This window comes from Streptomyces justiciae, from assembly GCF_015163075.1.
GTDB classification, from domain to species: Bacteria; Actinomycetota; Actinomycetes; order Streptomycetales; family Streptomycetaceae; genus Streptomyces; species Streptomyces justiciae.
This window is the reverse complement of record NZ_JADDXU010000032.1, coordinates 60,446-73,609: the sequence shown is the minus strand read 5'-3', so window position 1 is coordinate 73,609 and position 13,164 is coordinate 60,446. Positions and strand designations below refer to the sequence as shown.

At 69.9% G+C, this 13,164-nt stretch carries 14 protein-coding genes; 9 read left to right on the top strand and 5 right to left on the bottom strand.

What is annotated here, in order from left to right; genetic code table 11:
- Positions 1-105 precede the first annotated feature (105 nt).
- The 5 genes from IQ210_RS48605 to IQ210_RS45555 all read right to left on the bottom strand — a co-directional run bounded on the left by IQ210_RS48605 (position 106) and on the right by IQ210_RS45555 (position 3,643).
- A complete protein-coding gene (locus IQ210_RS48605; protein WP_350310325.1) occupies positions 106-186 on the bottom strand; it encodes a putative leader peptide in 81 nt (26 codons plus the stop codon).
- 198 nt (positions 187-384) lie between these two features.
- Positions 385-1,113, bottom strand: coding sequence for an LmeA family phospholipid-binding protein (locus IQ210_RS45570; RefSeq protein ID WP_194085141.1), 729 nt, complete (start codon positions 1,111-1,113; stop codon positions 385-387).
- A gap of 265 nt (positions 1,114-1,378) precedes the next feature.
- On the bottom strand, positions 1,379-2,476 hold the full coding sequence (locus IQ210_RS45565) for a hypothetical protein (RefSeq protein WP_194085140.1): 1,098 nt from the start codon (positions 2,474-2,476) through the stop codon (positions 1,379-1,381).
- A 3-nt stretch (positions 2,477-2,479) separates the two neighbouring features.
- Complete coding sequence (locus IQ210_RS45560) at positions 2,480-2,734, bottom strand: MoaD/ThiS family protein (RefSeq protein ID WP_194085139.1); 255 nt, start codon at positions 2,732-2,734, stop codon at positions 2,480-2,482.
- A gap of 45 nt (positions 2,735-2,779) precedes the next feature.
- Positions 2,780-3,643, bottom strand: a complete 864-nt coding sequence (locus IQ210_RS45555) for an alpha/beta hydrolase (protein WP_194085138.1) — start codon at positions 3,641-3,643, stop codon at positions 2,780-2,782.
- A gap of 127 nt (positions 3,644-3,770) precedes the next feature.
- Between IQ210_RS45555 and IQ210_RS45550 the strand changes: the two genes are divergently transcribed.
- The 9 genes from IQ210_RS45550 (at position 3,771) to IQ210_RS45510 (ending at position 13,080) form a co-directional block, all read left to right on the top strand.
- Entirely contained in the window at positions 3,771-4,550 is a 780-nt protein-coding gene (locus IQ210_RS45550; protein ID WP_194085137.1) for a winged helix-turn-helix transcriptional regulator, read from the top strand.
- Positions 4,551-4,644: 94 nt separating this feature from the next.
- A complete protein-coding gene (locus IQ210_RS45545) occupies positions 4,645-5,667 on the top strand; it encodes a LacI family DNA-binding transcriptional regulator (protein ID WP_194085136.1) in 1,023 nt (340 codons plus the stop codon).
- Between the two features lie 142 nt (positions 5,668-5,809).
- Positions 5,810-6,967 carry a S1C family serine protease gene (locus IQ210_RS45540; protein ID WP_194085135.1) on the top strand — a complete coding sequence of 386 codons (1,158 nt, stop codon included), beginning with the start codon at positions 5,810-5,812 and terminating at the stop codon, positions 6,965-6,967.
- A 29-nt stretch (positions 6,968-6,996) separates the two neighbouring features.
- Positions 6,997-7,167 carry a hypothetical protein gene (locus IQ210_RS45535; protein ID WP_194085134.1) on the top strand — a complete coding sequence of 57 codons (171 nt, stop codon included), beginning with the start codon at positions 6,997-6,999 and terminating at the stop codon, positions 7,165-7,167.
- A gap of 97 nt (positions 7,168-7,264) precedes the next feature.
- A complete protein-coding gene (locus IQ210_RS45530; protein ID WP_194085133.1) occupies positions 7,265-8,005 on the top strand; it encodes a response regulator transcription factor in 741 nt (246 codons plus the stop codon).
- Positions 8,002-9,456 carry a sensor histidine kinase gene (locus tag IQ210_RS45525; RefSeq protein ID WP_194085132.1) on the top strand — a complete coding sequence of 485 codons (1,455 nt, stop codon included), beginning with the start codon at positions 8,002-8,004 and terminating at the stop codon, positions 9,454-9,456. The genes IQ210_RS45530 and IQ210_RS45525 overlap by 4 nt, the downstream gene beginning before the upstream one ends.
- A gap of 78 nt (positions 9,457-9,534) precedes the next feature.
- Positions 9,535-11,592: a pectinesterase family protein gene (locus tag IQ210_RS45520; RefSeq protein WP_194085131.1), complete on the top strand. Its 2,058-nt coding sequence runs from the start codon at positions 9,535-9,537 to the stop codon at positions 11,590-11,592.
- Between the two features lie 71 nt (positions 11,593-11,663).
- Positions 11,664-12,656, top strand: coding sequence for an immunity 49 family protein (locus IQ210_RS45515; protein ID WP_194085146.1), 993 nt, complete (start codon positions 11,664-11,666; stop codon positions 12,654-12,656).
- A gap of 19 nt (positions 12,657-12,675) precedes the next feature.
- Entirely contained in the window at positions 12,676-13,080 is a 405-nt protein-coding gene (locus IQ210_RS45510) for a PH domain-containing protein (RefSeq protein ID WP_194085130.1), read from the top strand.
- The last annotated feature ends 84 nt before the right edge of the window (positions 13,081-13,164 follow it).

Sequence of the window (13,164 nt, the reverse complement as noted above, 5' to 3'; positions counted from 1 at the left end):
GCGGCGGGGCGTACGAGTACGTGGGTGCGCGGGCCGACGGGGCCGCGGCGCACGGGTGCCCAAGGTCAGGGCGGGGGGGATGCGGAAGGCGCTCGGCGCTTCCGCTCAGAAAGTGCGACAGAGCATGGCGGCAACGCGGCACAGGTCCACTGCCCGCCGCTTTGTGAGATCCGCCTGTCGCTTCATGCCGTCGATCGTAGGGACGGACTACCAGCCATGTCACCGGTGTGTCGTATTTTGAGACGCGATCGTCCGCGATGTGGGAATGGATCAGCGCCCGGGCCGTGTTCGCACGGGTTCCGGACGCCGGTGGCCGTCCTCACACCCACATGGACGGACGGCCCGTCTCGCCCCTCGGACACTCCCTGTCCGCCGAACGCGGTCCTACCCGGCCAGCTCGACGTTCGAACCCTTCACCGTGACCTCGACACCGTCCTGCGCGGCCTCGACCTTGTCGAGCTGGATGCCGCCGGGCAGGTCGTCGATCTTCTGCTCGAAGTCGGTGATCGACCGCACCTTGCCCTCGGCGACCTCGACGACCAGGTTCGGCAGGTTGTCGGCGTGCACCTTCACGGTGTCGCCGTCGACGGTGACCGTACTGAGCACGGGGTAGGTCTGGGACTGGCCCAGGGCCGTGACCTTGACGTTCACCTTGATCTTCCCGTTGCCCCCGTCGGACAGCCCGACGACCTCGGCGGTCACGCCGGTGAAGATCTCCGTCGGCTCCGACTTGGCGGCCTTCAGCAGCTCGTCGTAGGAGATGGACGCCGTACCACTGGCCGTGGCTGCGGTCGCAGAGCTGTAGTCCCCCGAGAACGAGACACCCTTGAAGTTCGCCTTGATGTCATCGATCCGGATGGTCTCGCCCGAGGCCCCCGCGGCCGCCTCGTAGTCCTTGATCCCGACCTCGGCGTCGTCCAGCTCCCCCGAGGCCACCTGGGTCAGAAACGGAAAGCCCTTGATCGACACGTCGGGCGTACTGGCGAGGTTCTCGCTGCTGCGCAGCTTGTCGGCGACCTCCCCCTCGGCGAAGTGCACGGCAACCCGGTCGGCGATGACGAAGAGCCCGCCCAGCACGACAACAACAATCAGCAGTATTCGCAGTGCGCGCATTCTTTGGTGTTCCCCCACCTAGGCGGTCTACTTCCCAGCCACCGTAGCGCCGCGGCCAACGCCCCCCGCGAAACTGTTGATCACCTGTGACAGCGGCCCCGCGGACCCGCAGCCGCGTTCGAACGTGAGGGGACGTGTCGGGGGGTGTCCGCCCGCAGCGGTTGGCGCGTCAACACGGCCGCCCTTTATAGGTGACCGATTCCGCGCCGTTCCGAGGACGGACACCCCCCGGCGCGGCCCCGCCCCACAACGCACCGCAAGCGAACTACCCGAGCGCCCGCCCCAGCACATAAACAGCCGGAGCAGCAGCGGCCAAAGGCAGCGCGACCCCCGCGGTGAAGTGCACGAACCGCGAGGGATAGTCGTAGCTGGCCACCCGATGCCCGATGAGCGCGCACACCCCCGCGCCGGCCCCGAGCAGCGCACCCTCCGCACCCAGCCCGGTCATCCCACCCACCGCGATACCGGCCCCCGCAGCAGCCAGCAGCGACACGACCACCGACGCAGGCGTCGGCAACGGCAACGCCCGCGCCAGCACCGCCACCGCGACCGACGCCGCACCCACCGACACCGCGTCCGCCGACGCCGCGAGGTACCCCGCCGCCACGATCGCCAGCGCCGACGAGGCGACGGTCGCCATCAGGCCGTACATCCGCTCGTCGGGGTCGGCGTGCGAGCGCAGCTGGAGCACCAGGCACAGCAGCACCCACACCCCCAGCGTGCCGAGGATCGCCGAGGGCGACCGGTCCGCGGCCAGCAGCGCCACGTCCGCGACGACCGCCCCGAGGAACGCCAGCGCGATGCCCTGCCGGGCGGGCCACATGCCGTTCAGCCGGAACCAGCCGGCGGCGGTGACGGCCTGGAGGAGGACGAGCGGGACGAGCAGGGCGTACGACCCGACGGCCGCCGCACCCGAGAGCAGCAGCCCCAGTACCGCGGTGAGGGCGGCGGGCTGCATCCCGGGCTCGATGATCGGCGAACGCCCTTCGAGCCGGGCCCGCTGGGCGTCGGTGACACGAGAGTTGCCGCCGAGGGTGGCGGGACCGTAGTCACCAGAAGGAGCGGCGGCCGGAGCCGGAGCAGGTTCCTCATACACGGGCACGGGCTCCTGATACACCGGCGGCTCGTACCCCTGCGGGACCTCGTACCCCTGCGGCGGCAGATACGCCGTGTCCGCGGCAGCGGGCGCCGCAGGGGCGACCGGCGCCTGCATCTGCGTCTCCCAGGTCTGCCCCTGCCACTGCTGGGTGTACTGCTGGGCGGCGTGCGGGTCCTCGTAGGCCTGCTGCCAGTAGGGGTCGTACCCCTGCTGACCTTGATGCCCCTGCTGCCCCTCGTACGGCTCGTACGGCTGGTTCGTCATCGCTCACCCTCCTGCGAACGGCGGGAGCACCTCGACCGTGCCGCCGTCGGCCAGCCGTACCGTCTCATGTCCGCGGGTGCCCACGGGGTCACCGTCGATGAGGAACGAGCATCGCTGCAGCACGCGCGTGAGTTCACCGGGGTGTCGCCCGCGCACCGCGTCCAGCGCCTCGGCGAGGGTGTCGGCGTCGTACGCCTCCTCGGCGACCCCGGCCGCGGCCTTCGCGGCGGCCCAGTAGCGCACCGTGACCTTTGGCATCTGCTTCCGCTGCTTCCTCACTCGACCGTGTTGAACACCGTCAGGCTAGCTCTCCTGTGAGACGGCCCAGTCCCCGATGCGTCGCAGCAGCTCGTCGGGGGCCGCGTTCTCGGCGTGGCCCATGCCGTGTTCCAGCCAGAGTTCGGCGTGGTCGGGGGCGGCGTCGGCGAGCATGCGGGGGTGGTCGAGGGGGAAGTAGCCGTCGCGGTCGCCGTGCACGATGAGGAGAGGGGTGGGCGCGATCCTCGGCACGGCCTCCACGGGGGACAGCGGGACCGGGTCCCACTCCTTGTGGTGGATGCGGGTACGGAAGCCGTATCTCCCCACCAGCCGCCCCTCGGGCCGCGTTACCAGCCAGTGGAGCTTCCGCATAGGCGCCGTACCCCGGTAGTACCACCGAGCGGGAGCACTCACCGAAACCACCGCGTCGGTGTGCGCACCCGTGCGCCCCTCGTGCTCATCTCCGTACAGCGCCGCATGCCGCAGCACCACGGAGCCGCCCATCGAGAACCCGACGGTCACCACGCGCGCGTGCCCGAGCGAGCGCGCCCACTCCACCGCGGCGGCCAGATCGAGCACCTCGCGGTCCCCGACCGTCGAGGCCCCGCCGGAGGCCCCGTGGCCGCGGAAGGAGAACGTGACCACGGCCCCGTACTGCGTGAACGCCTCCACAACCCGTCGAACGTGAGGGCGATCCACGTCGCCGGTGAAACCGTGCGCGACGACGAACACGAGGCCACGCGCGGATGAACCGGAGCCGTCGTATACGAAGGCCGGCGGATCGTATACGGAATCGATCGTCACGCCGTCGGTGGTGTGCAGAAACGTCCGTATAGGGGTGCCTCTGTTCGTCTCAGAGTGCGGAATAGCGGTGGATCGCACCACACGACCTGCCGGATCAATGCGCATGTGGGCTATTCTCCTGAACAGAGGACTCGGGCAATGCAGCCCCCGGGTCCTTTTGTGCTTTCGGATCGTCTGTATACGAAAGATCCGAGAGCTACGACCTCGCCGGGACCGAGGAGGAACCAGCCGTATGAGTTCTCTGCTGCTCCTGACCAACGCACTTCAGCCGTCCACGGAGGTGCTTCCCGCTCTCGGCCTGCTCCTGCACAACGTGCGCGTGGCCCCGGCGGAAGGCCCCGCCCTCGTCGACACCCCCGGTGCCGACGTCATCCTCATCGACGGCCGCCGCGACCTCCCGCAGGTCCGCAGCCTGTGCCAGCTCCTGCGCTCCACGGGCCCTGGCTGTCCGCTCATCCTCGTCGTCACCGAGGGCGGCCTCGCCGCCGTCACCGCCGACTGGGGCATCGACGACGTCCTGCTGGACACCGCCGGTCCGGCCGAGGTCGAGGCCCGGCTGCGGCTCGCGATGGGCCGGCAGCAGATCGTCAACGACGACTCCCCGATGGAGATCCGTAACGGCGATCTGTCGGTCGACGAGGCGACGTACTCCGCCAAGCTCAAGGGCCGGGTCCTGGACCTGACCTTCAAGGAGTTCGAGCTCCTCAAATACCTGGCCCAGCACCCGGGCCGCGTCTTCACGCGCGCGCAGCTGCTCCAAGAGGTCTGGGGCTACGACTACTTCGGTGGCACCCGGACCGTGGACGTGCACGTACGACGCCTGCGCGCCAAGCTCGGCCCCGAGCACGAGTCGCTGATCGGAACCGTCCGGAACGTCGGTTATCGATTCGTTACTCCGGAGAAGGGCGAGCGCGCGACGGACGACGCCAAGGCCAGGAGCGACCGGCCAAAGGCGGAGGAGACGGACGAGACGGCCGCTCTGGACGCCGCCGAGGTCAACGCCGACGTCTGACGGGGCCCGGCGTGCACAGGGGTCGCTCAGGCGGAGCACAGGGAAGACGGCTTACGCCCTGCCCAGAGCGGGTCCATCCGCGTAGACTCCGCGCGTGGCCAAGGTGACTCGAGATGACGTGGCGCGGCTGGCAGGGACGTCCACTGCCGTCGTCAGTTACGTCATCAACAACGGACCCCGGCCGGTCGCCCCGGCCACGCGCGAGCGCGTTCTCGCCGCGATCAAGGAGCTGGGGTACCGGCCCGACCGGGTCGCCCAGGCGATGGCGTCCCGGCGCACGGACCTCATAGGCCTGATCATCCCGGACGCCCGTCAGCCGTTCTTCGGCGAGATGGCGCACGCGGTCGAACAGGCCGCGGCCGAGCGCGGAAAGATGGTCCTGGTCGGCAACACCGACTACGTCGCCGAGCGCGAGACCCACTATCTGCGCGCCTTCCTCGGGATGCGGGTCTCCGGCCTCATCCTCGTCAGCCACGCGCTGAGCGACCTGGCCGCCGCCGAGATCGAGGCCTGGGACGCGCGCGTGGTGCTGCTGCACGAGCGGCCGGAGGCGATCGACGACGTCGCCGTCGTCCTCGACGACCTCGCCGGCGCGAAGAGCGCCGTGGAACACCTGCTGGGCCACGGCTACCCCTACGTCGCCTGTATGGGCGGTACGGCGGACACCCCCGCCGTCGGCGACCCGGTCTCCGACCACGTCGAGGGCTGGCGGCGCGCGATGGAGGAGGCCGGCATCCCCACCGAGGGACGGCTCTTCGAGGCGCCGTACAACCGCTACGACGCCTACCAGGTGGCGCTCCAACTGCTGTCGGGCCCCGAGCGGCCCCCCGCGATCTTCTGCTCGACCGACGACCAGGCCATCGGCCTGCTGCGGGCGGCGCGCGAGCTGCGCATCGACGTGCCGGGCGAGCTGGCCGTCATCGGCTTCGACGACATCAAGGAAGCCGCGCTCGCCGATCCGCCGATGACAACGATCGCGTCCGACCGCTCCGCGATGGCCCGGGCCGCGGTGGACCTCGTGCTCGACGACGGGCTGCGGGTGGCGGGGTCGCGGCGGGAGCGGCTGAAGGTGTTCCCGTCGAAGCTGGTCGTACGACGGTCCTGCGGCTGTGAATGAGGCCCCACCGGCCTCTATGAGGGTTGTCTGAGAGAGCCCGGCCCGGGGCCAGTACCGGCTTTATATCGGGCGAACGAGGTTCTGGCGGCGTTCTCAGGGAGCACTCAGGGAGCTCTCATGGTCGGGCGACAAGCTCAGTGTCATGACCGAGAGCTTCCGCCGCGACGGCGAGTACGAGCAGTACACGAACCCGTATCAGGGCGCCCAGCAGCACGCCTCCGCCACCCCCGCGAACTCCTCCCCGGTGAACCCGGAGTGGCCGCCCCCGCCGGCGCAGCCGCCCGCCCCGCAGCCGGTGACGGTGGAGCCGGGGACCACGGTGTGGCCGGCGCAGCCTCAGGTCGCCGGCGGTGACGGCAACGGCGGCGGTGGCGGCACGGCCGTCCTCACCGCGGTGCCGGCGGCCCCCGCGCCTGCTCCGAAGAAGCGCGCCCGCGGTCCCTTCGCCCTCCTCGCCGCCGTCGCGATCGTCGCCGCGGCGATCGGTGGCGGTACGGCGTACGGCATCCAGGAGCTGACCGGCAACGACACGGTCGCCTCCAGCAGCACCAGCACCAACGTGGTGCCGTCCTCCGCCAAGGGCACGGTCTCCGGGGTCGCCAAGGCGGTCAGCCCGAGCATCGTCGAGATCAACGCGACGCTCAGCAACGGCTCCTCCACCGGCTCCGGCGTGATCATCACCAGCGACGGCGAGATCATCACCAACAACCACGTCATCTCCGGCGCCTCCTCGATCAAGGTCTCGACGAGCGACGGCAAGGAGTACACGGCGAAGGTCGTCGGCACCGACAGCAAGAAGGACCTCGCCCTGATCAAGCTGGAGAACGCCTCCGGCCTCACCCCCGCGACCCTTGGCAACTCCGACGGCGTCCAGGTCGGCGACGAGGTCGTGGCGATCGGCTCCCCCGAGGGCCTGACCGGCACGGTGACCAGCGGCATCGTCTCCGCCCTGAACCGTGACGTGACCGTCTCGACGGACGAGAGCCAGGGCCAGCAGCAACAGCAGCAGGGCGGCGGGTGGCCGTTCGAGTTCGGCGGCCAGCAGTTCAACGGCGACACGGGTTCGTCGACGACGACGTACAAGGCCCTCCAGACGGACGCCTCGCTGAACCCCGGCAACTCCGGCGGCGCGCTGATCGACATGAACGGCAACATCATCGGGATCAACTCGGCGATGTACTCGGCGGCGGACTCCACGTCCTCCTCCAGCGCCGGCAGCGTCGGCCTCGGCTTCGCCATCCCGATCAACACCGTCAAGTCCGACCTGGCGTCCCTGCGGGCCGGCGGCAGCGACAGCTGAACCACTTCTGAGTACGTAGGGAGTACGTCATGATCAAGCAGGTTTCCCACACGGCGGCCGGTACCGACCCGGCCGGCCTCGCCCTGGCCCTTGAGGTGGCGTACGAGCTGCACGCGCCGGCACCGGTGGTCGTCCGGGCCCCGGAGATCTCGACGGCGGCCGCCCGCCGTACCGCCCGGCGCCGCAAGGTGCGGGCCTGACCTGGCCCGTGCTTGACCTTGTCCTTGACCCCACCGCCGGCAAACGTGCGACGCTGAAGGCGCCCACGTCCCACCGCACCCCGAGGAACCGCGAGCGATGAGCCCCGCCGATGGCGACCGTGACCCCCAGCGCATCCTGATCGTCGACGACGAGCCGGCGGTGCGCGAAGCGCTCCAGCGCAGCCTCGCGTTCGAGGGCTACGACACGGAGGTCGCGGTCGACGGCGCGGACGCGTTGGAGAAGGCGACCGCGTACCAGCCGGACCTGGTGGTCCTGGACATCCAGATGCCCCGCATGGACGGCCTCACCGCCGCCCGCCGCATGCGGGGCGCGGGCACCACCACGCCGATCCTGATGCTGACGGCCCGGGACACGGTGGGCGACCGGGTCACGGGGTTGGACGCCGGCGCCGACGACTACCTGGTCAAGCCGTTCGAGTTGGACGAGCTGTTCGCGCGCGTCCGTGCGCTGCTGCGGCGCAGCTCCTACGCGGCGGCCGCGGCCGGGGCGGGTGCGGTGGTGGAGGACGAGGCGCTGGCCTTCGCGGACCTCCGCATGGACCTCGCGACGCGGGAGGTCACCCGTGCCGGGCGGCCGGTGGAACTGACCCGTACCGAGTTCACGCTGCTGGAGATGTTCATGGCGCATCCGCGCCAGGTGCTGACGCGTGAGCAGATCCTGAAGGCGGTGTGGGGCTTCGACTTCGAGCCGTCGTCGAACTCGCTGGACGTGTACGTGATGTACCTGCGCCGCAAGACGGAGGCGGGCGGCGAGCCTCGACTCGTGCACACGGTGCGGGGCGTGGGGTATGTGCTGCGACAGGGCGGCGCGGAGTGAGAAAGGTTCTGCGCCGGTTCCAGACGCTGCCCATTCGGGCGCGCTTGTCGTTGCTGGTGGCTGCGGCGGTGGCGTTCGCGGTGGCGGCGGTTTCGGTGACTTGTTGGTTCATCGTGCAGGGGAAGTTGTACGACCAGCTGGATGAGGACTTGCAGCAGGGCATAGGCGGCCCCGCGCAGCTCAAACAGATCGACCAGGCCCAGTCCGCGCTCGACAACTGCTCCAAGACTCCGCAGCGAACCCTCTTCTCCCGCGGCGACTACACCCAAGTGGTCACGGAGAGCGGCAAGGTCTGCGTCGTCAACGACTCGGCGGGCACGATCAAGGTGACCCAGGCCGACAAGAACGTGATCGCGAAGGCGGAACCCAACCACGTCTACTTCCGGAACGGCACCGCCGAGGACGGCACCGGCGTGCGTGTGATGACGCGCTATCTGAGCGGCACCACGACCCCCACCGGACAGGCCGGCCCCGACATCGGGATCATCGTCGCCGTCCCCCTGAAGGGCACCCAGAACACCCTCAACGACCTCTCCCTCGTCCTCCTCCTCGTCTCCGGCATCGGAGTCCTCGGTGCCGGCGCAGCCGGGCTCGCCGTGGCCCGCGCCGGGCTTCGTCCCGTCGACAAGCTCACCGAAGCCGTAGAGCACGTGGCCCGTACCGAGGACCTCAGCGTCCGTATCCCCGTCGAGGACGACGCCGAGGACGAAGTGGCCCGGCTCTCCCGTTCCTTCAACTCGATGACCTCCTCCCTCGCCAGCTCCCGCGAACTCCAGCAGCAGCTCATCGCGGACGCCGGGCACGAGCTGCGCACCCCGCTCACCTCACTCCGCACCAACATCGAGCTCCTCACCCGCAGCGAGGAGACCGGCCGCCCCATCCCCGAGGCCGACCGCAAGGCGCTGCTCGCCTCGGTGAAGGCGCAGATGACCGAACTGGCCGCGCTGATCGGCGACTTGCAGGAGCTGTCCAGGTCCGAGGGGCAGCGGGGCGAGCGCGTACAGGTCGTGTCCCTGGAGGACACCGTGGAGTCGGCGCTCCGCCGAGCCCGGCTCCGTGGGCCGGAGTTGACGATCAACGCGCACCTGGAGCCGTGGTTCTCGCGCGCGGAGCCCGCCGCGTTGGAGCGCGCCGTCGTCAACATCCTCGACAACGCCGTGAAGTTCAGCCCGGACGGCGGCACGATCGACGTACGGCTGGAGGGCGGCGTCCTCACCGTCCGCGACCACGGCCCCGGCATCCCCGCCGACGAACTCCCGCACGTCTTCGACCGCTTCTGGCGCTCCCCCAGCGCCCGCGCCCTCCCCGGCTCCGGCCTCGGCCTGTCCATCGTCGCCCGCACCGTGGAGCAGGCCGGCGGCCAGGTCACCCTCGGCCACGCGGACGGCGGCGGCACAATCGCAACCGTACGCCTACCGGGAGCACCGACGCCTCCCCCGGAGACGCCCTAGTCACCCGGCAACCTTTCCCCTCCGCGTGGCAACTCCCTTCCGTCCCGCACCCACCCCCACGGAACGGAAGCCGTACGGATGACCGACACCCGCAGCAAGCCCCGCCATCGTCGGCGCAAGACCGCTCTCGTCGCCGGTATCCCCCTCGCCCTGACGGCGGCCGGTGCGCTCGCCTACAGCCCCGTCTTCGGTGACGACGCCCAGAGCACCGCGTCCGCCGCCACCGCCGCCGTACCCGCCTGGGCCACCGCCACCGCCGACGGGTTCGCCTCCGTCAACGCCCTTGGGCAGAACGGGACTTACGGCGGGCGGGACGGGCAGATCGTGACCGTCAGGACGCTCGCCGATCTGGAGAAGTACGCGACCGCCGCCGAGCCCTACGTCATCGTCGTCGCCGCGACCATCAACATGGACCCGGTCGGGAAAGAGATCAAGGTCCAGTCCAACAAGACCATCGTCGGGTCCGGGACCTCCGGGCACATCGTCGGCGGCGGGTTCTTCCTCGGCAGCGGCGTCCACAACGTCATCATCCGGAACCTCACCATCCGGGACGCATATCAAGGCGTGTGGAACGACAAAGAGCATGACTTCGACGGCATCCAGATGGATGGCGCCCACCACGTGTGGATCGATCACAACGACCTCCGGCACATGGCCGACGGGCTCATCGACGTGCGGAAGGACAGCACGTACGTGACCGTGTCCTGGAACAAGATGAGCCAGGACAACAAGGCGTTCGGCATCGGGTGGACCGACAACGTCGTCACCGACATCACCATCCACCACAACTGGATCCGGGAGACCGAGCAGCGGAATCCCTCGACCGACAACGCCGCCCACGCGCACCTCTACAACAACTTCCTGGAGGACGTGGCGGGCACCGACATCACGTCGTCGTACGGGAACTACTCGCGCGGCGCCACCAAGATGGTGCTCGAGAACTCCTACTTCCAGGGCATCAACAACCCCGTCATCAAGGACAGCACCGCCACCATCGTCCAGAAGGGCAACACCTTCGTCGGGACGAGCGGGAGGAACGAGAGCGGGGGTACCGCCTTCGATCCGAAGAGCTACTACGCGTACACGCTCGACGCGACGGCCAACGTGCCCTCGCTGCTCAAGTCCGGGGCCGGCCCGAGGAGTTCGATCGGCACCACCACGTCCACCCTGGCCGCCGCTGCCACCACCCTCACCGTCGCCAAGGACGGCAGCGGGCAGTACACGACCGTGCAGGCCGCGGTGAACGCCGTACCGGCCAACAACGCCTCCCGGGTGGTCATCCAGGTCAAGCCGGGGACGTACCGCGAGCTGGTGAAGGTGCCGTCCAACAAGCCGCACGTCACCATCCAGGGCACGGGCGGCAGCCGTAAGGACACGGTGATCGTCTACAACAACGCCTCGGGGACGCCGAAGCCGGACGGTTCGGGGACGTACGGCACCGGCGGCAGCGCCACCGTCGCCGTCGAGGCCGACGACTTCCAGGCGCGCAACCTGACCATCTCCAACGACTTCGACGAGGCCGCCCACACCGACATCGCGCAGCAGGCCGTCGCCCTGCGGACCAGCGCCGACAAGGTGTTCCTGGACGGCGTCATCGTCAGCGGCGACCAGGACACGCTGCTGGTGGACACGGCCGCGAAGGAGAAGCTGGGCCGCGTCTACATGACCAACTCCTACGTCATCGGCAACGTCGACTTCATCTTCGGGCGGGCCACCGCGGTGATCGACAAGTCCGTCATCACGCTGAAGAAGCGCTACAACGGCACCTCCGCCGGCTATGTCACCGCCCCCAGCACGGCCGCCGACCGCAAGGGCATCCTGATCGCCAACTCCACGGTCAACGGCGATGTCTCGGCCGCGAGCTTCTACCTCGGGCGGCCGTGGCACGCCGGTGGTGACGCGAGCCTCGATCCGCAGACCACGGTCAGGAACACCAGCCTGAGCTCCGCGATCAAGTCCACGCCCTGGACCGACATGAGCGGCTTCTCCTGGAAGGCCGACCGGTTCGCCGAGTACAAGAACACCGGCGCCGGATCGGGTGCCGCGAGCAGCGACCGGCCCCAGCTGACCGACGCGCAGGCCGCGAACCAGGAGGTCGCGGACTGGCTGGGCGACTGGACGCCGACCGCCTCCTGACGACGCCTGCTGTCAGTGCGTGTTGCTAACGTGCCTCGTCCAGTCGTGACATGCGTGAAGGGACGGGGCACGTGCGGGACGTGACATGCCATCAGGTCGGTGAGCAGCGGTTGGCCGAGGCGCTCGACGACATCCACGGGCGGGCGTACGCGCGCTGGCACTCGTTGCGTTACGACAGCGCGTCCCCGGCACGGATACGGGCGATGGCGGACGAGCTGCTCGACCATGTCGCCGCCCGCGCGATCGCGGAACCAGGGCTCGACGACAAGGCGCGCGCGGTCGCCGTCACCGCGGCGGAGTGTGTGGACGGAGTGCTGAGCGTCATGTGCTTCCCGGACGGGGACCAGAAGATCCGGTTCCCCCTGGTCGGGGAGGTGATCAGCACGGACCCCGACGACGACGAGTTCGGGGACGGGCCGATCACCTTCCGGGACGTCGTCAGGGAGGCGCCCACCGCGCGGACCTGGCTCGACATGTTCGAGGTGTGCGTCGTCAGCGGGCACGTGTGGGACTGGGAGCGGGTCACCGGGCTGCTGCTGCGGGGCGACTACGCGCCCGCCATCCGTGACGGCGTGCCCTACAACTCGTACACCTCCGTCTCCGCGCCCGCCGACCTCGCGGCCATGGACGCGCTGTGCCTCTATCTCACCGAGGCGGCCGGGCATCTCCCGCGCGACTGGCCGACCGTCCCGCTGCGCAAGCCCGACGCCGGCGAGCGCGCGGAGGCCGCCCGGCGGCTCGACGAACTCGGCGATGCGCTGAGCGCCGACCAGCGGCTGCTCCGCGTGCTCCTCGACGACGACCAGGACGCCTTCGAGGAGGCGCTGGTGGCCCGGCTGGTGGCGTATCGGGAGAGCGTCGAGGCCGACGCCGGTGATCCCGCGCCCCGTTCCCTCCTCCCCCTCGGCGCCCTCACCCTGGCCTGCCTCGCGGTGCAGGTGCACGGGTGGGAGCTCAGCGTCCGGTCCGGGTATCTGCCGTACGGGCTGCTGGGGTCGACGGACGCGCTGCGCCGGGCGGCCGAGGGCAACCGGAACACCTTGGGTCTGTGGGCTGCCAAGTAGCCGTCAGGGAGTGGGGGGCATGGACGTGACCTTGCGGGAGTACCGCGCCGACAGACGCTCGCGCTTGAAGGTGCTCGGGCTCATCGCGGTGATGCTGGCGTGCGGGGTGCTGGAGGTGGTCATCAACGACGTGCCGGAGTGGCTCGCGGCGATCCTGATCACGGTCCTGGCGATCGTCGACGGTGTGTGGGCGCTGTCCCTGTGGCGGACGCGGACGGTGGTGCGGGCGGACGGGTTGGCCGTCGTGGGGGTGGCGCGGACCCGGACGTGGGCGTGGCACGACATCCGGGACCTCGCCGTGGAGACGCAGTCCTCCCCGCCGAGGCGGCTCATACGCCTGCACGACGTCCGGGGACGGAAGACCACCCTGCCGTACGTCACCGAGGCCCACCTGCCGGACCTGCACGCCCTGCGGCCTCACTAGAGCCGCGTGAGCCTTGTGGCGAGAGCCGCGTGGAGAGCTCTTCGTGGAGAGCACCGTGTGGAAGCGCCGCGTGGAGCCTTAAGC